The organism is Novosphingobium sp. (assembly GCF_020852455.1).
In the GTDB taxonomy this organism is placed as follows: Bacteria; Pseudomonadota; Alphaproteobacteria; order Sphingomonadales; family Sphingomonadaceae; genus Novosphingobium.
Genome location: NZ_JADZAT010000010.1, coordinates 320851 through 340779 on the forward strand (window position 1 = coordinate 320851; position 19929 = coordinate 340779).

Consider the following 19929-nt stretch of genomic DNA (forward strand, 5'->3'; position numbering starts at 1 on the left):
ATGGCAGGCAAGCATTTCGACGAATGGCAGGTGGGCGAGCAGATCGCGCACGAGGTGACCCGCACCGTCACCGAGACCGACAACCTGCTGTTCACAGTGATGACCCACAACCCGCAGCCGCTGCACCTTGATGCCGAGGCGGCCAGGGCCAGCGAGTTCGGGCAGATCCTGGTCAACGGGACCTTCACTTTCGCGCTGATGGTCGGCCTGTCAGTGGGCGATACCACGCTGGGCACGCTGGTCGCCAACCTGGGCTATGACCAGCTGGTGATGCCCAAGCCGGTGTTCATCGGCGACACCATGCGCGCGACCAGTGAGGTGGTGGAGCTGAAGCCGTCGAAAAGCCGCCCCAATGCCGGGATCGTTACCTTCCGGCACGAGCTGATCAACCAGCGCGGCGAGGTTGTGTGCCGCTGCCTGCGTTCTGCCCTGGTCAAGAAACGCGATACTTGACAGTTACTTGCGGGCCAATCGTGGATTAGTTTGCCAAGGCCCTTTCGGTCTTGGCCGCCTTGCCGCAACCTGACAGGCGATGATTCTGTTTGGGGCAAGATCACCGCTAGTCGTTGATTACGAAGAGACGCTGGCGCGGTGCGGCATAGCCGTAACCGCGGCGGTCAGCATCAGCGGAGCGGCGCGTCTGCTCGACCGGTCGCGGCTGGTCGAGCTGGAGGATTTCGCGCCGCAGCCGGGCGCCGAATTCCTGGCCCCCGCTTTTGCGCCGATGCGCCGGGCCGAGCTGATCGCCCAGGCCGAGGCGCTGGGGCTGGCCAAGGCCAGGGCGCTGGTCGATCCCACTGCGATATTGCCGCGCGCGATCCGGATCGGAGCGGGCAGCTTCATCAACGCCGGGGTGGTGATCGGTGCGCTGTCGATGCTGGGCGAGGGGGTGCTGGTCAACCGCGCGGCCTCGCTGGGGCATCACACCGTGCTGGGCGATCTGGTCAGCGTTGGTCCGGGCGCAACGCTGGCGGGCAATATCCATGTCGGCGCGGGCAGCGTGATCGGCGCGGGCGCGGTGGTGCTGCCCAATGTCCGGATCGGCGCGGGCTCGATCGTTTCGGCGGGCGCGGTGGTCAGGAAGCACGTCGGCGACGGGGTGCTGGTGATCGGCAACCCGGCCGAAGAACGCCGCTTCAATCCGCGCGTCTCCTCGCTCAATGTCGAGGACGGCGAATGAACACTGCCAGCCTGTGGGCCAATGCCCTGGCCGGGGGCAAGGCCGAATTCATTGCGCTGCCCGATGGGCGGATCGACTTTGCCGGCTTTGCGCAGATGGTCCGGCGCTGGTGCGGCTGGTTCGACGCGGCGGGCATCGCCGAGGGTGAGCGGGTGCTGATCCGCACCGGCAGCGATGTGGTGGCGGCCAGCGGCTTCATCGCCGCGCTGCTCGACGGGGTGGTGCCGGTGCTGATGACCGGCGATACGCCCGATCTGCGCGCCCTGGCGGTGGCCGAGGTGGTCGCCGCAAAAGGCTTTGCCGCCGATCACCTGCCCGCTGGCCAGCCCGGGATCGAGATCAGGCCCGAAGCCGGCGGCGGCTGGTTCAGCCGCAAGCTGGATCCGCTGGGCGGCCTGCCCGAAACCGGCCGCGATCCGCGCCTGCCGCTTGATCCCGATGGGCTGGCCTATGTGCTGTTCACCTCGGGCACCACGTCGAGCCCCAGCGGGGTGCAGATCACCCGCGGCAACCTGTTCGCCAATCTTGCCACCCTGTCGCGGCTGTTCGGCTATGGGGCGCAGTCGCGGATTTTCAACGACATGATCCTGGCCCATGCCGACGGGATGATCCAGGGCCCGGTGATCGCGCTGGCCAATCGCTGCGCGGTGATCCGCTCGGGCGGGTTCACGATTGCGGGGATGGAAAAGTGGCTGGGCCGGGTCCGGCTGGCGCGCGCCAGCCACGTGATCACCGTGCCGACGATCTGGGCGATGATCGATGCCTATGCCGCGCATGATGACTATTTCGATGCCCGCGAATGCACCCACCTGATGTCGGTCGCGGCGAAGCTGCCCGAGGCGCTGTGGACCCGGCTGGAAAGCCGCTTTGGCCGCCCGGTGTTCAACCAGTATGGCCTGACCGAAACCGTCGCCTCGGCGCTCTATGCCGGACCGCAGGCGGAAATGGGCGCGTTCGGCACGGTCGGCAAGCCGGTCGATTGTGAAGCGCGGATCGATCCGCTGGCCAGCGGCAGCGAAGGCGAGCTGCAGCTGAAGGGCGCGCATATCTTCCCCGGGTACTGGCAGGATGCCGAACGCACCCGCGCCAGCTTTACCGATGACGGCTGGCTCAAGACCGGCGATCTGGCGCGGCTGCGCGACGATGGCAGCTTCGAAGTGCTGGCGCGGATCAAGTCGGTGATCATGATGGGCGGGTTCCTGATCCGCCCCGACGAGATCGACGAGGCGATGCTCCGCCACCCCAAGGTCCGCGAAAGCGTGACCGTGGGGATCGAAGACGCGATGTTCGACGAGGTGCCGGTGACCGCAGTGGTCTGCCACGAACCGGCCAGCGAGGAAGAGCTGACCGCCCACGCCCGCGCCTATCTGGAAGGGCAGAAGGTGCCCAAGCGGATCGTGGTGCTGGATGCAATCCCGCGCGGTGACAGCGGCAAGGCCCGGCTGGCCGAGCTGCGCGACCTGCTGGCCGCCGCGACCGGCCAGCATGCGCCGCAACCGGCTGCACCGGGCGATGATCTGGACAGCGCGGTGCTGGCGCTGGCGGGCGAGGTGTTCCGCGTCGATCCGGCCACGATTGCGCTCGATTCGCGCCCCGGCCAGGTGCCCGGCTGGGACAGCTTCTCGCAGCTCAATTTCCTGATGGCGGCCGAGGAACGCTTTGCCGTGGCGATCCCGGCATCGCGCGTCGCGCAGATCGTGACCATTGCCGACATGGTCGAGGCGATCCGGCAGCAGCAGCGATGACCCCGCGGCAGGTCCTGCTGGCCTGGCTGCTGGGGCCGCTGGTGCTGCTGGGCGCGCTGGCGCTGGCGGCGCGGATCGCGCCGGGGCCCGAGCGGCGGTTCGATGGCGCGCCGGTGGTGGCGATCGGGTCCTCGCTGACCATGCATGCGATGCCCGCCAGCTTTGCGCTGAGCGATGGACGACGGGTACGCCGGATCGGCATTTCGGTTCCCAGCGAGCGGCAGTTGCTCACACTGGTGGAGTCAGCAATCGCCGAACGCGCCCGGGTGGTGCTGCTGGAAGCCGCGCCGTTCGTGGCCGACTTCGCGTTTGAGCCGCAGCACGGTTGCACCGCGCCGGCGCTGGGCCTGCGTCAGGGGCTGCGCCGCGCGCAGGTTGATCTGGTCGATCGGTTGCGACGGCTGTTCGGGCAGCGCACCAGCCTGGATGGCCTGCCCGATCCGCGCCGGCTTGACCGGCCGCAGGAAATCGACCCGACCGTGATGGCGACCTTCTACCCGCTGACGCTGCATGCGCCGTGCGAGGGCGAACGGCTGCGCGAACTGGTGACCCGGGCAAAGGCCCAGGGGACCCGGATCGAACTGCTGGCGCTGCCGCGCTCACCCTATGGCGAAGAGCGGCTGGGCCGGGTGCAGTCGGACGGGCTTGGCCAGTTGACCGAGGCCATGGCGGCGGATCTGGGCGTGCCCTTGCTGCCCGCTGCCAAGCTTTGGACCAACGAGGAGTTCACCGATCACGCGCACCTCAATGCGCGCGGGCGCGAACGCTACTTGCGCGATCTCGATGTCTGGCTGGTGGGGCTCGAATGACCGCGCTGTCCACTCTGGTCGTGCTCGCCGCACTGCTGGCGGTGCCGCTGGCCTGGCTGGGCCGGGGGAACCGAGGGATCGCGCTGGTCGCCCTGCTGGCGGCGCTGGTGCTGGCCTGGATCTCGCCGCTCAGCGCGGTCTGGGTGGTGGGGCTGGGGGCCTTGCTGCCACCGGCGATGCGGCTGGCTGAACGGCAAGGGCTGCAATCCTGGCTGGCGGCAGCGGCGGCGGTGCTGGTGCTGGCGGTCTTCGCCTATGCCCAGCTGGCGCCGGGGATCGTCTGGATCGGCGGTGCTTTCTTCACGCTGCGCCAGCTGCACGTGATCGCCGAATGGTGGATGGGACGGATCGCCGCACCATCGGTGGCGGCGCATTTGCGCTATCAGCTGTTCCTGCCCGCGATGTTCGTTGGCCCGGTTCACCGGCTGCCGGCATTCGAGCGTCAGTGCGCGCGCCGGCGCTGGGATCTGGCGGACTTCCTGGCCGGAGCCGAACGTGTGCTGATCGGGGCCTTCTCGGCCGAATTCGTCGGCAACGTGGTGGTGGCCAACCTGCGCGCGCACCTGGCCTTCCGGCTGAGCCATGCCGATCCCTTCCTGCTCGACTGGGCGCTGTCGGCCACCGACTGGGTGCTGCTGTTCTTCAATTTCGCCGGGATGACCGCGATTGCGCTGGGGATCGCGCTGATGATGGGGATCCGGCTGGAGGAAAACTTCAACCAGCCCTGGCGGGCGAAGGACCTGCTCGATTTCTGGTCGCGCTGGCACATGAGCCTGACCGAGTGGTGCCGCGACTATGTCTATCGTCCAGTCATGGCGCTGACCCGCAGCACGCTGGCCGGTCTGGCCGCCGCGATGCTGGCAATCGGGCTGTGGCATGAAATTTCGTTCTATTACGTCGGCTGGTCGATCTGGCAGTCGCTGGGCGTGGTACTCAGCCGAACGATCCTGCCCCCGCTGGCCGCGCCGATCCCGGCGGGCTTGCGGCGCGTGCTAGCCCCGCTGGCGATCCTGGCCTGGCTGGCACTGGCCCGGCCGGTGATCAACCTGTTGATTGGGATGGCGGGATGACCCCGCTGGCGCAATATCTGGCCCGGCTGATGCCGGCCTGGCTGGTCGGCCCGGCGCTGGCCTGCGCCTATGCGGTGATGCTGATCTGCGTGTTGATCGCCAGCAGCAACGATGCCGCGCAGATCATCTATATTGACGTAAGGGGGCAATAGTCATGCGGGTGCTGATCCTGGGTGCCAGCTATGGTCTGTTGCCGGCAGTGCGGCTGGCGCTGGCCGGCCACAGCGTCACGGTGGTCGGCCGGGCCGATGAAGTGGCGGCGATGGCGCGTGAGCCCTTGCGGCTGGAACTGCAGGCCCGCCGTTCGGGTGAGGCGATCGTGCTGGAAGTCGTGCCGGGGCAGGGAATTGCGCTGACCACTCCCTTGCTAGCCGATCCCGTGGCCGCCGATCTGGTGATGCTGGCGATGCAGGAACCGCACTATGCCGATCCCGCCGTGGCCGAACTGATGGCGCGGATCGCTGCGGCGGACCGGCCATGCCTGTCGATCATGAATCTGCCGCCGCCGCCGTTCCTGGCCCGGCTGGGGATTGATACCGGCCTGCTGGACGGGGTCTATGCCAGCGCGGCGGTGTGGGATCGCTTTGCGCCCGAACAGCTGGCGCTGGCCAGCCCCGATGCCCAGGCGGTGCGGCTCGATCCGGCCCGGCCCGGAACCCTGACCGTGACGCTGGCCTCCAACTTCAAGGCTGCGCCTTTTGCCCGCTCGGCGGACCAGGCGCTGCTGGAAGAGCTTGCGCGCGACTGGGCCGGAGTGAAACACCTGGGGCAGCGACCGCCGGTGCAGCTGCTCGCCCAGCATTCGCTGCACGTGCCGCTGGCCAAATGGCCGATGCTGATTGCCGGCAATTGCCGCTGCCTGACCGATCAGGGGATTCGCCCGATCGCCGATGCTGTTCACACCGATCTGGCTGCCAGCCAGGCGCTGTACGATCTGGTCCATGATCTGGCCCGATCGCTGGGCGCGCGTGAGGCCGATCTGGTGCCTTTCGCCGCCTATGCCCAGGCCGCACGCGGGCTGACGCGGCCCTCGTCGCTGGCGCGCGCGCTGGATAATGGCGCGGTCAAGGTGGAGCGGATCGACCTCCTGGTGCTGCGCCTGCTGGCCGCGCAAGGGTTCGATCCCGCGCCGCTGCAACCGATCGTTGACCGGATCGAATTGCTGCTGGCGCGTAATGCCAAACGGATCGCCACTGCAGCTTAACGATTGCCAATTTTAACCGATCGGTTAAACGCGACTCGCGACAGGCAATTTGGCGAGGAGCAGGCCACATGGCGATCAAGACCAGGATCACCGAACTTCTGGGCATCGAACACCCGATCGTCCAGGGCGGGATGCAGTGGGTAGGGGTGGCCGAAATGGCCAGCGCGGTGTCCAATGCCGGCGGGCTTGGCATCCTGACCGGGCTGACCCAGCCCAGCGCCGATGCACTCGCCGCTGAAATCGAACGCTGCCGGGGGATGACCAGCAAGCCGTTCGGTGTGAACATGACCGTGTTCCCCACGATCAACCCGCCCGATTACAAGGCCTATACCCAGGCGATCATCGACAGCGGGGTGAAGATCGTTGAAACCGCCGGAACCCCGGCCGTGCGCGAACTGTGGGAAATGCTGAAGCCGGCCGGCGTGACCATTCTGCACAAGTGCACTGCGGTGCGCCACGCGGTTTCAGCCGAAAAAGCCGGGGTCGATGTGATCTCGATCGACGGGTTCGAATGCGCCGGACACCCCGGTGAAGACGATATTCCCGGCCTGATCCTGATTCCGGCCGCGGCCGACAAGGTCAAGATCCCGATGCTGGCCAGCGGCGGGTTCGGCGATGGGCGTGGCCTGGCCGCCGCGCTGGCGCTGGGGGCCGACGGGATCAACATGGGCACCCGCTTCACCGCCACGGTCGAAGCCCCGATCCACCAGGCGTTCAAGGATGCGATGGTCGCGGGGGACGAACGCTCGACCGACCTGATCTTCCGCACCTTCCGCAACACCGCGCGGGTCGCCAAGAACGAGATCAGCCAGCAGGTGGTGGCCGCCGAACGCGAAGGCAAGGATTTTGCCGCCGTGGCCGATCTGGTCAAGGGCGTGCGCGGCCGCGAAGGGCTGACCACCGGCGATACCAACCACGGCATCTGGTCGGCGGGCATGATCCAGGGCCTGATCCATGATATTCCGACTTGCCAGGAACTGGTCAGCCGGATTGTCTCCGACGCCGAAAGCATCATCCGCCAGCGCCTTGCCGGCATGCTGGCCTGAGCAACCAAGGGAGTACCTGAAATGGCCGAAGCCTATATCATTGACGCCGTCCGCACCCCGCGCGGGATTGGCAAGCCCGGCAAGGGCGCGCTGTCGCATCTTCATCCGCAGCATCTGGCCGCGACCGTGCTGAAGGCGATCAAGGAGCGCAACAACCTCGATACCGCGACGGTCGATGACATCGTGTGGTCGTGCTCCAGCCAGAACGGCAAGCAGGGCGGTGACCTGGGCCGCATGTCGGCGCTGGCCGCGGGCTATGACATCAGCGCCAGCGGCACCACGCTGGACCGGTTCTGCGGCGGCGGGATCACCTCGGTGAACCTCGCGGCGGCCTCGGTCATGTCGGGGATGGAAGACTGCGTGATCGCCGGCGGCACCGAAATGATGAGCTATACCGCCGCCTTCGCCGCCGAACAGGCCAATGCCGGGCTGCCGCCGCGGCTGATGGGTTCGGGCAACGACGCACTCGACGCGCTGCACCCGCAGAGCCACCAGGGCGTCTGCGGCGATGCGATTGCCACGATGGAAGGGATCAAGCGCGAAGAGCTCGACGCGCTGGCGCTGGTCAGCCAGGAACGCGCCGATCGGGCGATCCGCGAAGGCCGTTTCGACAAGTCGCTGGTCACCGTTTATAACGAGGACGGCTCGGTTGCGCTCGATCATGAAGAGTTCCCGCGCCCCGAAACCACCGCCGAAGGGCTGGCCGCGCTGAAGCCCAGCTTCACAGGCATCGCGGACTACGACATGGGCGGCGGCTTTACCTTCCGCAAACAGATCAATCGCCGCTATCCCGATCTCAAGATCGAGCACTTCCACCATGCCGGCAACAGCTCGGGCGTGGTCGATGGTGCGGCCGCGATCCTGATCACCTCGCCCGAATATGCGCAGAAGCACGGCCTCAAGCCGCGCGCGCGGATCGTGGCCTATGCCAACCAGGGTGATGATCCCACGCTGATGCTCAACGCTCCGGTCCCGGCGGCCAAGAAGGTGCTGGCCAAGGCCGGGCTGAAGGTTGAGGACATCGACGTCTGGGAAATCAACGAGGCCTTCGCGGTGGTCGCCGAAAAGTTCATCCGCGATCTCGATCTCGACCGCGAAAAGGTCAACATCAACGGCGGCGCCTGCGCGTTGGGCCACCCGATCGGGGCGACCGGCTCGATCCTGATCGGCACCGCACTGGACGAGCTTGAGCGCTCGGGTGGCCGCTATGGCCTGGTCACCATGTGCGCTGCGGGCGGCATGGCCCCGGCGGTGATCATCGAACGCATTGAGGGGTGACCGGCCGAACGAGATAGGGCAAACAGCTCTCCCATCCTCTTCCGTTCGTGCTGAGGAGGGGACTGAGCCTGTCGAAGGCCCCGTCTCGAAGCACTTGCGGTGTCAGCGGTCCTTCGAGACGCCTACGGCCTTCGACAAGCTCAGTCCTGCGGCTCCTCAGGACGAAACTTGCTTTTGAAAGGCGGCTTCCATGACTGACCTTCTCCGGCAAATCGCCGAAATCGTCGGACCGCAGGGCCTGCTGACCGGCGAGGATGTGTCCGGCCGCGCGGCTGACTTCATGGGGCTGACCCGGGTCCAGGCCCAGGCGATTGTCCGCCCGGCCTCGACTGCGGAACTGAGCGCGGTGATGAAGCTGTGCCATGCCGCCGGGCAGGCGGTGGTGCCGGCGGGCGGCTATACCGGGCTGGTCCAGGGCGTGGTGTGCAGCCCAAGTGATATCCAGGTGTCACTGGAACGCATGCGGACTATCGAGGAAGTGGACCCGGTTGGCCGCACCGTGACCGTCGGTGCCGGCTGTCCGGTCCAGGCGGTGCAGGACGCCGCGGCGGAGCACGGGCTGCTGTTCGCGGTCGATTGGGGTGCGCGCGGTTCGGCCACGATCGGCGGCGGTATCTCCACCAACGCCGGCGGCAATTCGGTGGTCCGTTATGGCATGATGCGGGATTCGGTGCTGGGGCTGGAAGCCGTGCTGGCCGATGGCACCGTGATCAGCGCGATGAACCGGCTGATCAAGAACAACGCCGCCTACGATCTGAAGCACCTGTTCATCGGCAGCGAGGGGACGCTGGGGATCGTCACCCGCGCGGTGCTGAAGCTGCAAAGCGCGCCGCTCTCAACCCAGACCGCGCTGGTCGCGCTGGAAGATTTCGCCGCCGTGCAGGCGCTGTTCGTCGAGGCGGGCAAGCGGCTGGGCAGCGGGCTCACCGCGTTCGAGGTGATGTGGGCGAACTATTACGAACCGATCGCGATCGGCACCGGGCGCCACACCCCGCCGCTGCCCGGCGGGCACCACTTCTATGTGATTGTCGAGCAGAGCGGCACCGATCCCGACCGCGATGCGAGCCAGTTCGAGGAAGTGCTGGCAAGTCTGCTGGAAAGCGGTGTGGCCGCCGATGCGGTGGTGGCCGCCAGCCAGACCCAGGCCGCGCAGATCTGGGCGATCCGCGACGATATCGAAGCGCTGTTCCACTATGCCATGCCCAGCGTGACCTTCGATGTCAGCCTGCCGATCCGCGACATGGGGGGCTATGTCGAAGCGCTCGAAGCCCGGGCCCGGGCCGAATTGGGCGAGAGCACCAAGCTGGTGGTGTTCGGCCACATGGGCGATGGCAATCTGCACATTCTGCTGGGTGCTCAACCCTTTACGATGGATATGAAACACCGGATCGAGGAACTGGTCTTCACCCCGCTGCAGGCGCTGGGCGGCTCGATCAGTGCCGAACACGGGATCGGCCTTGAAAAGCGCCAGTGGCTGCACCTCAGCCGCACGCCGGAGGAGCTGGCGCTGATGAAGGCGCTCAAGGCGGCGATGGATCCCAAGAACATTCTCAACCCGGGGAAAGTCCTGCCATGACCGATATGACCTATGACGTGGCCGATCACGTCGCCACGATCACGCTCACCCGGCCCGAGCGGATGAACACAATTTCCTCGGCCATGCTTGATGAGCTGACCCGCACGCTGGTGCGCGCCAATGAGGATCGCGACGTGCGGGTGGTGGTGCTGACCGGCACCGGCCGCGCGTTCTGCGCCGGGCTCGATCTCAACGAGGCGTCCAGCGGCACGGGGATCGGCGGCAAGGACCGGCGTCCGCCCGAAACGATCGACCTGCGCAACACCCCGCCGACCGTGCTGTTCGCGATGGACAAACCGGTGATCTGCGCGCTCAACGGCTCGGCCGCGGGCTATGGCATGGACCTGGCGCTGGGCTGCGACATCCGGATCATGGCCGACAATGCCAAGCTGGCCGCCGCCTTCGTCAAGCGCGGGGTGGTGCCCGAAAGCGGCGGCACCTGGTTCCTGCCGCGCATGCTGGGCTGGGCCAAGGCAGCCGAGATCATCTTTACCGGCCGCACGCTGGGCGCGGCGGAGTGCCTGGCCGAAGGGCTGGTCAACACAGTGGTCCCGGCTGATGAGGTTGCAGAGGCGGCCCGCGCGATGGCGCTGGAAATCGCCGCCAACGCCCCGCTGGCAGTGCGGGCCAGCAAGCGGCTGATGCGGATGGGGCTGGAAGAGACCTTCGAAACCCACGTCCAGCACGTCTATCTGCAATTGCTGCCGCTGTTCGCCAGCGACGATTTTGGTGAAGGGGTCAAATCGTTCCTGGAAAAGCGCCCGGCGGCGTTTACGGGGCGCTAGGTCAGGATCGCTTCCAGCGCGCCGGCCATGCGCGGTGCCATGTCCGTCTCGCTGCAGATGTCGACCAGCGCCAGCCCGTCGATCAGTGCGATCAGCGCGCTCGCGACGGCGGCGCGATCGGTCCCCTCGGGCAGGTCGAGCCGTGCATCGACCCAGCTGCGGAAGCCAGCCATGATCTGGGCGACGATTGCCTTGTAAGGTTCCTCGTTCTTGGCCGCTGCGGCCACCATCTCTACCCACAGCCGCATGAAGCGGCGCATTTCGGGGCCGGTGGTCAGGCTGGCAGCGCGCAGCGCCAGGTCGCGCGGTGGCAAGCGGGTTCCTTCGGGCAGGGCGGCGGCCAGTCCGGAGACCAGCTGACCGGCGATCGCCGACATCGTCGCTGCGAGCACTTCGGCCTTGTCGGTGAAATAGTACAGCAGCATCCGGTCGCTGACCCCGGCAGCCCTGGCGAGCTGGCGCAGGCTGGTCTGGGCAAGACCCGTCGTCAGCAGGTGCTGCGAAAGGAGGGCGATCACCCGTTCGCGCTGTTCGTTGCGGATGCTCATGATTTGCTCTTGTAGCACATGCTACATAAGGCTAGTCTGTAGCAAGTGCTACAAGAGGAGAGCGTCATGACCCTGTTCCGCCTGTTCCTTGGAGTGTTCCTGCTGGCGCTGGTGGCCTACACTTCGGTCACGATCACCAATCACGGGATCAACCTGTTCCCGCAGTTCTTTGGCGATATGGCCGCGATGGCCTGGCCGGGGCAGTTCAACCTCGATTTCCTGGGCTTCCTGATGCTCTCGGCGCTGTGGGTGGCCTGGCGGCACCAGTTCAGCGCCGGCGGGCTGGCGCTGGCAGTGCTCGCCTTCAACGGCGGGATGCTGTTCCTGACGATCTATCTGCTGGTCCACAGCCACCGGACCGGCGGGAACATGAAGGCGCTGCTGCTGGGCGAAGCGCGGGCCGGCTGACTTCCGACCTTGAAAACAACCCACCCGCCCGTGGCGCCGGGCCACGAGCGGGAAGGGCTGTCTGTTACTTGAGACCGCGGGCCTTGAGCATCGGTTCGATGCTGGGGTCACGCCCGGCCCAATCGCGGTACATGTCGGCATATTCGCGGGAATGGCCGCGGCTCAGCACCATGTCGCGGAAGCGCTGGCCATTGGCGCGGGTCATCCCGCCATTGGCTTCGAACCAGGCGAAGGCATCGTGATTGAGCATTTCGGTCCAGCTGTAGGCATAATAGGCCGAGGCATAGCCGTTCGACCAGATATGGCGGAAATAGCTGGTGCGATAACGCGGCGGCACCTTGTCAACATGCAGCCCCAGCGAGGCGAGCGCCTTGTTCTCGAATGCATTGACGTCAGTGACATTGGCGTCGGCGCCCAGCGTGTGCCACTTGAGGTCAAGCAGCGCCGCGGTCACGGCTTCGCCCAGGGCATAACCCTGGTTGAACGTGCTGGCCTTCTTCAGCTTGGCCACCAGCGCGGCGGGCATCGGTGCCCCGGTCTTGTAGTGCTTGGCAAAGTTCGCCAGCACCTTGGGATCGGTCATCCAGTTTTCGTTGAACTGGCTGGGGAACTCCACAAAGTCGCGCGCAGTGTTGGTGCCCGCGATCGAGGGATAGCGCTGGTTTGAAAGCATGCCGTGCAGCGCATGGCCAAATTCGTGGAACATGGTGTTGGCATCGTCCCAGGTTACCAGCGCAGGCTGGCCAGGGGCGGGCTTGGTATAGTTCGACACATTGAAGATCACCGGCTTGGTGCCCAGCAGGCCCGACTGATCGACGAAGTTCGACATCCACGCCCCGCCGGACTTGTTGTCGCGCTTCCACGGATCGAAATAGAACAGCGCCAGTTCGCTGCCGTCGTGATCATAGACGGTATAGACGGTCACATCCGGGTGATAGACCGGGATATCGGTGCGCTTCTTGAAGGTCAGGCCGTAAAGCTGGTTGGCGGCATAGAACACGCCGTTTTCCAGCACATTGGTGATTTCAAGATAGGGCTTCACCTCGTTCGCATCGAGCGCGAACTTCTTCTTGCGCAGCTTTTCCGCGTAGAAGTCCCAATCGGCCGGAGTGACGGTGAACTTGCCGCCTTCGGCCTTGATCATCGCGTTGATCTCGTTGGCATCGCGTTGCTGCGCGGCGGCCAGCGCAGGCAGCATCTGTTCCAGGAAGCCGATTGCCTTCGCGGGGGTCTGCGCCATCTGATCGTACAGCTGGAATTCGGCATAGTTGCCGGCCCCCAGCAGCTTGGCCTTGCGGGCCCGCAGCGCCGCGATCTTGAGGATCAGCGGGCGGGTGTCGTTGGCATCGCCGCCTTCGCTGCGGTTCCAGCTCTTGTCGAACAGCGCCTGGCGGGCGCCGCGATCGGTCATGCTGGGCAGCAGCGGCTGCTGGGTGGTGTTCTGTAGCGACACGACATAGCTGCCCTTGGGCAGACCGCGATCGGCGGCAGCCTTTTCCGCCGCGGCGATGCTGGCAGCGTCCAGCCCGGCCAGCTTGCGCTTGTCGGTTACCACCAGCGCACCGTCCTTGGTGCCCTTGGTCAGCTTCTGCCCGAATTCGGTCTGCAGGCTGGAAAGTTCGCCGTTGATCGACTTGAGCTGTTCCTTGGCGGCATCATCAAGCAGGGCGCCGTTGTGGACCATGTTGTTGTAGGTCAGCGTCAGCACCTGCAGCTGGTCGGCATCCAGGTTGAGCGTGGCGCGATTGTCATACAGCGTCTTCACGCGCTGGAAGAACTTGGGATTGAGCGTGATCGAATCCCGCATCGCCGCCAGCTTGGGCGCGGTGCGACCGTCGATCGCGTCAAGGTTGTCATTGGTGTTGGCCGAGGTCAGCGCACCGAAAACATAGTACACCCGGTTCAGCATCTGGCCCGACTTTTCGTAGGCGACGATGGTGTTATCGAAAGTGGGCGCTTCAGGGTTGTTGGCGATCGCATCGACTTCAGCCAGCTGGATCGCGATCCCCTGCTCGATCGCGGGTTCGTAATCGCTTTCCTTGATCTTGCTGAAATCGGGGGCCTGGAACGGCAGGGTGGATGCTTCGGCAAAGATCCCGGTGCCTTTGGGAATCACCGGGGCATAGGGCAGGGCCGCCACCGGGGTGGCTTCGACCGCCGGGGTGGCCTCGGTCGTCGCGCTCGATGCGGCGCAGCCGGCCAGCACCAGCGCGGTCAGCGAAACGAGGGGAAGCTTGCGCATGAAATCACTCCTTCAATGCAATTGAGGGCAGCGTTGCCGCTGCCCCCATGAGTCTCGGCTGAACCGATGTTACCAGATCCGGGCGCGCTGTTCAGGCGCAAGATACAGTTTCTCACCGGACTGGACATTCCAGGCCTTGTACCAGTCGTCGACATTGCGCACCGGGCCGATGGTGCGGAACCGGCCCGGGCTGTGCGGATCGGTTGCTACCTGCTGGCGCAGCGCGTCTTCGCGCATCTTGACCCGCCAGACCTGGGCATAGGCCAGGAAAAAGCGCTGTTCGCCGGTCAGGCCGTCGATCACCGGTGCTTCCTTGCCGCCCAGCGATGTGCGGTAAGCGTCAAGCGCCACCAGCACGCCGGCCAGATCGGCGATGTTCTCGCCCATGGTCAGGTCAGGATTGACGAAGGCCCCCGGGGCGGCCTCGAACTTGGCGTACTGCGAACCGAAGATCTTGGCCTGTTCCTCGAACCGCTTCGAATCCTCGGGGCTCCACCAGTCGCGGACCTTGCCCGAAGCATCCACCTTGCGGCCCTGATCGTCAAAGCCGTGGCTGATTTCGTGGCCGATCACCACCCCGATCGCGCCATAGTTGACCGCGTCGTCGGCATTCGGATCGAAGAACGGGGCCTGCAGGATACCCGCCGGGAAGACGATTTTGTTTTCGGTGAAGCCGTTATAGGCGTTCACGGTCTGCGGGTTCATCCCCCACAGGCGGCGATCGACCTTCTTGCCCAGCTGGCTGCGCTGGTATTCGGCGTTGAACCGGCCTGCCCGCACGACATTGCCATACAGGTCGCCGGGGTTGATCGTCAGCGCGGCATAGGAGCGGAACTTGTAGGGATAGCCGACCATCACGTCCATCCGGTCAAGCTTTTCCAGCGCCGCCGTCTTGGTGGCTTCGCTCATCCAGGCGTTGCCCTTGATCCGCCCGGCCATGGCGACCTTGAGGTTGGCCACCAGCACTTCCATCTTGGCCTTCGAACTGGCCGGGAAATGCTTGGCGATATAGTCCTGGCCAACCAGTTCGCCCAGCGAGCCATCGACCAGATCGGTCGCCCGCTTCCAGCGCGGGCGCATGGTGGAAACGCCCGACAGCTTGCTGGTGTATTCAAATCGGCTGTCGACCATCGCCTTGTTCAGATAGGGCGAGGCCTGATCGGCAATGTGGAACTGCTGCCACAGCTTGAGCGTTTCGAGCGGCGTTTCGGCATAGATCTCGGCAATCGCCTTGACCGCCGACTTTTCACCCACAACGATCCGCTTTTGCGCGGGCACCTTCATGCCGGCCAGCCAGGCGGTCCAGTCGAACCCGGGGGCGTATTTAGCCAGCTCGGCCGAGCTCATCGGATTGTTGGTCTTGTCGACATCGCGGCGGTCGGCGATCTTCCAGCTCTTGTAGGCCAGGTTGGTTTCGAAGTTATAGACCGCATCGGCCGCGCCCTTGGGGTCGGCATGGCCCAGCGCCTTGAACGTGCGTTCGATATAGGCGCGATAGGCCTCGCGCTTGGCCTTGAACTGATCGGCGAAGTAGTATTCGCGTTCGGGCAGGCCGATCCCGCCCTGGCCCAGGAACATCACGTTCATGGTTGGGTCAGTGGTATCGGCGCCAATGCCCATATCGAAGATCGAAGACCCGAACACGCCAAAGGTGGTGCCCATGTGGCGTGCGAACTGGCTCTTGGTCCTGATCGCCTTGACCGTGGCCAGGTCCTTCATCAGCGGGGCCAGGCCGGCCTTTTCGACCTGCGCTTCATCCATGAAGCTGGCATAGAGCGCGCCGTACTTGCTGCCCGCGGGCGCGCCGGTCACCAGATCCTTGAGCTGGGTGGTGGTGCGATCGCGCAGATCATAGAAGGTGCCGGTGGACGGGCGATCCGAAGGGATTTCGGTGCTGTCGTACCACTTGCCCGAAGCAAACTGGAAGAAGTCATCGCCCGGTTTGGCCATGGTATCACGGCCCGTCAGATCGACCCCCCAGGCTCCGATCGAGGCCCGGGCGGTGGCGGCTGCGCCCTGGGCGATCAGCTGGCTGGCGGAAAACGGTGCGGCAAGCAGCGCGGCAGCAGCGCCGGCAAGCAGGAAACCTCTCTTCATCTCGGCATAACCCCTTTGGCATTGGCGCCCAACGGGTCAACCCGCCCCAGGCGCAAGACAACGGTCGCCTTGCGCGCCGGGGCAGGTCAGGTCAATGCCGTTTGCCGATTGGCATGGGGCGTTGGTGGATGGAGGTCAGGTGCCGGTTACGAGGATGACGACGGTGAATTCTCCATCGTCCTCGTTGGCAACGCTGACGATTTTTCCGCCCAGCACAGTTGCCCATGCCATGTAGTGATCGAGCCGATCCTGCTTTACGTTTGGGATGACGATAGTCTGCATGCTCATTTCCTCCTATTGAAGGTCTTGGAATTGATCAGTCGTCCACTAGGTCGGCCCTGGCGCTTGGTACGGTTTCCAACAGGGCAATTTGGGCGATCAGGTCCTTTCGCCGCGATTCAGGGCCCGACACCAGCACATTGATCAGATCCTTCTGAGTTGATCCCGGAGCCAGTGCTCTCAGCGCCTGCATCGCGATTCCCATCCGGCGTTTCAGTTCACCTGAACTCAAGGTGGGCCGAAGATAGTTGGCCAGGCGGTCCTCCTGTGCCCCGCGTACGGGTTGGAAGACCGTGCCAGAGGTGAGTTGGGCGCTGACCAGATTGTCCTGGTTCTGCTGGTTCTTCAGCATCTCCAGGCAGGTTTCGGTTATCCTTTCGCGGCCGCCGGCATTGTTCTGAACGAACGTGGCGAGTGTCGTTCCTTCGACGGAGCGGGCTTCAAGATTTGGATCGGGCGCGCTCAGATAGCCGATACAGAACATCAAGGGTTCGTTGATCTGGCTCAGCACTGTGATCTTGACCACAGCGTCTGCGACGCTGGCGATATTGCTTTGCGCAGCCTCGCTGTAGGCGACACCGCCGCTTTGGGTGGAGCCAGCGTTTCCGGCGGTCGCAACCGTGCCACTGGTCAAATCCTTTGCTAGAGTTACTGCATTGTCCAGGCCGACTTGCGCCTTGTCCCGGTCCTTTTTCGCGGCATCGGCTTCCGCTTCCAAAGCTTGGCATGCCGCAGGATCATTCGCGTCGCCTTCTGCGCAGATCCCACCTTCCTCCTTCGCGGCGGCCACCCTCTTCTTGGCTGCCTCGTAATTAGCCTCTGCTGCTTTGAGACGATCATTGTAGTCGTTGACCAGCGCGGCGGCATCCGCACCCGACAAAGTCGAGGCGGAGGTTGGCGGACCCAACAGCACAGTCGATTTTGGACGAACCGCGCCGGTCAGTTGTTCGATCCCCAGGATGGTAATCATCGTGCGCTGATCGCGAGCAGCCTGGATGATGAACTGTGCCTTGGTGATTGCACCGGAAGCGTAACGCTCGCAGGTACGGTAGAAAGATTCGCGCAGCATGTTGATGGTCTGAGTGCGTTCAATGGTTGCGGCTGCTTCGGCAGAGGAAAGGCTGAATTCGCCACCATCCTTGTTGCCTTTCGCGCCAAGGCTGGTGGCAAATGCGCTGAACACGTCCGGTGCAGCCTCGGCGCAGACCCGCCAGCTATTGCCGCCATCCTCTGGATACATGAACAGGTGACGCTGCTTGGCATCGACCGTGATTACGGCCACGGCATTGTCGGTTGGTTTTACGGTCCTTGACCGATTTATGCTGTTGAGGCTTGCGCAGCCGGAAAGGGCAGTTCCTGTAGCAATCAATGCCAGGATCGTCTTGGTAAAACCGCGAAATTCAGCCGATCCAGAGCGCTGTGCCATCATTTCCTCCCTGCTGGATGTAGCTTTGTCTAGCGGCGCGATCATATCCGTCCGTGATCCCCATCACGCGTCCAATCCGCGCGACAAAAAGGCCGCCGGCCCCGAGGGACAGGCGGCCTGTTGGGCCTGGCGGCTGGTGTCAGCGCGCTATTGCGGCGGGGTGCATTTGGTCTTGTCGCCGGCCTTGCAGGCTTCGCTATCAGCCTTCCACTTGGCCATGGCGGCATCGTAGGCGGCCCTGTCGGCGGCGATCTTGGCTTCGCGATCCTTGAGCGCCTGTTCGTAGGCGGCCTGCGCGTCGGTGTTGGCCTTGGCCTGGGCCTGGGCGCTGGCGGCCTGCTCCGCGTTGAGCCGGGCGCGCTGCTGCTCGACCGTTTCGGTTGCCGCCGGCGCCGCAGTAGCTGCGGGAGCGGCGGGCTGCTGTTTGCGCTTGCCGCGCGCATCGGCCGGGCTGGCGGCCAGGGCCAGCGCGGTGGCTGCGAACAGAACTCCGGACAGCACGGTGCGAATGGTCTTCATCTCGGGTCTCCTCGGGTCGCGAGACCGGGAGCTTAGCGACGGCGCGCGGGGGAGGGAAGCCCCGCGCGCCGTGCCGTTCATGGCAGCGGACCGTCGTTAGTTTGCGGACCCGGATCGACTCTCACCTCTGGCGGCGGCGGCGGCGGAGGAGGAGGAGGAGGCGGTGGCGGTGGCGGGGGCGGAGGTGGCGGTGGTGGCGGAGGTGGGGCCACCGGCTCCGGTGACGGGGGCGGCGGAGGTGGCGGCGGAGGCGGCGGGGGCGGAGGCGGTGCCTGCACCTGCGGTTGGTAAACCGGAGCAGGCGGAGGCGGCGGCGGGGCCGGTTCCGGAGCAGGCGCCGGACGACGCGGGCCCCAGCGTATGGGTTCCGGGGCCGGCGGAGGTGGCGGCGGAGGCGGCGGTGTGACCTGGGGGGCAGGGGCACCTGCTCCGCCAAAGATCGATCGTGGTGTTGGGGCCGGAGCAGGCGCAGGAGCCGGCGCGGGCGCGGGTGTCAGAGCAGGTGCCGGAACCGGAGCCGGGCGCGGAGCGGGCGGGGGTGGGGGCGGCGGGGCCACCTGCGGATTGCCGGTCGGCGGCGGTGCACCCTGGCTGCCATTGCGGCGCCAGCTGTCAAACCCGTTGCGCGCATCGCGGCGGGTCCAGCGTTCCTCATCCAGCCGGCGCGGCGGGTGGCTGCGCTGCGAGCGGTTGTAGAAATCGCGCCAGTCCTTGTGCTCGCGCCAGGCGCCGCCCCAGCCCTGGTTCCAGCCGCCGTAGAAGCCATAGCTGCCTTGCCAGCTGCTCCAGGTCATGGCCGAGCCATAGTCCCACCGGCGCTGGCGCAGCGAGGCTGCATAGAGCGCACGGCCGCGATCGAGCATGTAATAGCTGTCATCGCGCTGGCGGCCCGAAAGGTCGGCGACCCACAGTCGGCCGTTGTTGTCATAGACCTGCACCAGCCGCGGGCCATCGAACGCATAGGCGTAATAGGAATCGCGGACCAGATAGGGCGCCGATCCGCGCGCTTCGAAATAGTACTGCACCACCCCGTCGCGGCCGGGTTCAACCACCAGCACTTCGCCGCTGCGGCTGATCCAGGCCCAGCAATCGATCCCGTTGTAGGGGAAGGTGAAATCGGGCGGGGAATCGCCAAAGGCATTGGCCAGGCTGTCGGCCTGGTCGATCCAGTAATAGGATGCCGCCGGGATCGGCGCGGGGGCCGGCGGCGGTGGGGGAGGCGGCGGCGGTGCTGGCGGCGCGGCGTAGGGCACCTGCGGAACCGGAGCGGTTGCCGGTGCCAGCGCGGTTACCACCGGAACGACCGGCTGGGCCGGCGCGGCGGCAGGCGCGACCTTCACCGTGGTGCACTTGGTCACCTTCTTGCCCTTGACCTTGGTGGTGGTGCAGACCCGCTTGGTCGCAGCCGGCTTTCTGACCACCTTCTTCTTCGCCTTGGGCTTGGCAGTGGCGGCCTGGGCGGCGCCCAGATCGGCCAGCGCGGTGGGCAGGCCCAGTTGCCCGGCGGTCTCGCGGTCGATCGGCGCGGCCAGCGGCACCAGCCCCGCCACGGCCAGGGCAACGGCCCCCAGCGCCAGCCGCGAAACACCTGAACGAGTTGCAAAACTGCGCATTGCTATCCCCCAACCATGCCCGGCCGCGCGGCCGACAGCACGATTGCGCGGCGCACTTTGCCCAAAGCTGAACCGCTGCATAAGGCGCGCGCTGGCCCGGGCCT

The 19929-nt window shown here is 65.6% G+C and carries 19 protein-coding genes; 12 read left to right on the plus strand and 7 right to left on the minus strand.

Going from position 1 to position 19929, the window contains the following annotated elements; translation table 11 throughout:
• The 11 genes from IT549_RS05600 (at position 1) to IT549_RS05650 (ending at position 10693) form a co-directional block, all read left to right on the plus strand.
• A complete protein-coding gene (locus IT549_RS05600; RefSeq protein ID WP_292970633.1) occupies positions 1–453 on the plus strand; it encodes a MaoC family dehydratase in 453 nt (150 codons plus the stop codon).
• Between the two features lie 79 nt (positions 454–532).
• Positions 533–1180 (plus strand): acetyltransferase, encoded by a 648-nt coding sequence (locus tag IT549_RS05605; RefSeq protein WP_292970636.1) that lies wholly within the window; start codon positions 533–535, stop codon positions 1178–1180.
• Positions 1177–2925, plus strand: a complete 1749-nt coding sequence (locus IT549_RS05610) for an AMP-binding protein (protein ID WP_292970638.1) — start codon at positions 1177–1179, stop codon at positions 2923–2925. Before IT549_RS05605 ends, IT549_RS05610 begins: the two co-directional genes overlap by 4 nt.
• Positions 2922–3734, plus strand: a complete 813-nt coding sequence (locus IT549_RS05615; RefSeq protein WP_292970641.1) for an SGNH/GDSL hydrolase family protein — start codon at positions 2922–2924, stop codon at positions 3732–3734. The genes IT549_RS05610 and IT549_RS05615 overlap by 4 nt, the downstream gene beginning before the upstream one ends.
• Positions 3731–4804: an MBOAT family O-acyltransferase gene (locus tag IT549_RS05620; protein ID WP_292970644.1), complete on the plus strand. Its 1074-nt coding sequence runs from the start codon at positions 3731–3733 to the stop codon at positions 4802–4804. Before IT549_RS05615 ends, IT549_RS05620 begins: the two co-directional genes overlap by 4 nt.
• Complete coding sequence (locus IT549_RS05625; RefSeq protein WP_292970646.1) at positions 4801–4956, plus strand: hypothetical protein; 156 nt, start codon at positions 4801–4803, stop codon at positions 4954–4956. Before IT549_RS05620 ends, IT549_RS05625 begins: the two co-directional genes overlap by 4 nt.
• 2 nt (positions 4957–4958) lie before the next feature.
• Positions 4959–6008, plus strand: a complete 1050-nt coding sequence (locus IT549_RS05630) for a hypothetical protein (protein ID WP_292970649.1) — start codon at positions 4959–4961, stop codon at positions 6006–6008.
• 68 nt (positions 6009–6076) lie between these two features.
• A complete protein-coding gene (locus IT549_RS05635; protein ID WP_292970651.1) occupies positions 6077–7054 on the plus strand; it encodes a nitronate monooxygenase family protein in 978 nt (325 codons plus the stop codon).
• A gap of 21 nt (positions 7055–7075) precedes the next feature.
• Positions 7076–8332 (plus strand): acetyl-CoA C-acetyltransferase, encoded by a 1257-nt coding sequence (locus IT549_RS05640; protein ID WP_292970654.1) that lies wholly within the window; start codon positions 7076–7078, stop codon positions 8330–8332.
• 190 nt (positions 8333–8522) lie between these two features.
• On the plus strand, positions 8523–9908 hold the full coding sequence (locus tag IT549_RS05645) for an FAD-binding oxidoreductase (protein WP_292970657.1): 1386 nt from the start codon (positions 8523–8525) through the stop codon (positions 9906–9908).
• Positions 9905–10693 (plus strand): enoyl-CoA hydratase-related protein, encoded by a 789-nt coding sequence (locus IT549_RS05650; RefSeq protein ID WP_292970660.1) that lies wholly within the window; start codon positions 9905–9907, stop codon positions 10691–10693. Before IT549_RS05645 ends, IT549_RS05650 begins: the two co-directional genes overlap by 4 nt.
• Here the strand turns inward: IT549_RS05650 and IT549_RS05655 are convergent.
• Positions 10690–11241, minus strand: coding sequence for a TetR/AcrR family transcriptional regulator (locus tag IT549_RS05655; RefSeq protein WP_292970662.1), 552 nt, complete (start codon positions 11239–11241; stop codon positions 10690–10692). The two genes, IT549_RS05650 and IT549_RS05655, sit on opposite strands and share 4 nt — an antisense overlap.
• Positions 11242–11307: 66 nt before the next feature.
• Between IT549_RS05655 and IT549_RS05660 the strand changes: the two genes are divergently transcribed.
• Positions 11308–11649, plus strand: a complete 342-nt coding sequence (locus IT549_RS05660) for a hypothetical protein (protein WP_292970664.1) — start codon at positions 11308–11310, stop codon at positions 11647–11649.
• 64 nt (positions 11650–11713) lie between these two features.
• On the opposite strand, the gene IT549_RS05665 is transcribed toward IT549_RS05660, so the two are convergent.
• The 6 genes from IT549_RS05665 to IT549_RS05690 form a co-directional block, all read right to left on the minus strand.
• Positions 11714–13891, minus strand: a complete 2178-nt coding sequence (locus tag IT549_RS05665) for a M3 family metallopeptidase (RefSeq protein ID WP_292970667.1) — start codon at positions 13889–13891, stop codon at positions 11714–11716.
• 69 nt (positions 13892–13960) lie between these two features.
• On the minus strand, positions 13961–15988 hold the full coding sequence (locus IT549_RS05670) for a M13 family metallopeptidase (RefSeq protein WP_292970670.1): 2028 nt from the start codon (positions 15986–15988) through the stop codon (positions 13961–13963).
• A 135-nt stretch (positions 15989–16123) separates the two neighbouring features.
• The gene (locus tag IT549_RS05675) at positions 16124–16270 is read right to left on the minus strand and encodes a hypothetical protein (RefSeq protein WP_292970673.1); all 147 of its coding nucleotides are present in this window, start codon (positions 16268–16270) and stop codon (positions 16124–16126) included.
• Between the two features lie 34 nt (positions 16271–16304).
• A complete protein-coding gene (locus tag IT549_RS05680; protein WP_292970675.1) occupies positions 16305–17693 on the minus strand; it encodes a hypothetical protein in 1389 nt (462 codons plus the stop codon).
• Positions 17694–17840: 147 nt separating this feature from the next.
• Positions 17841–18212 carry a hypothetical protein gene (locus IT549_RS05685; RefSeq protein WP_292970677.1) on the minus strand — a complete coding sequence of 124 codons (372 nt, stop codon included), beginning with the start codon at positions 18210–18212 and terminating at the stop codon, positions 17841–17843.
• A 77-nt stretch (positions 18213–18289) separates the two neighbouring features.
• Positions 18290–19825, minus strand: coding sequence for a hypothetical protein (locus IT549_RS05690; protein WP_292970680.1), 1536 nt, complete (start codon positions 19823–19825; stop codon positions 18290–18292).
• Positions 19826–19929 lie beyond the last annotated feature (104 nt).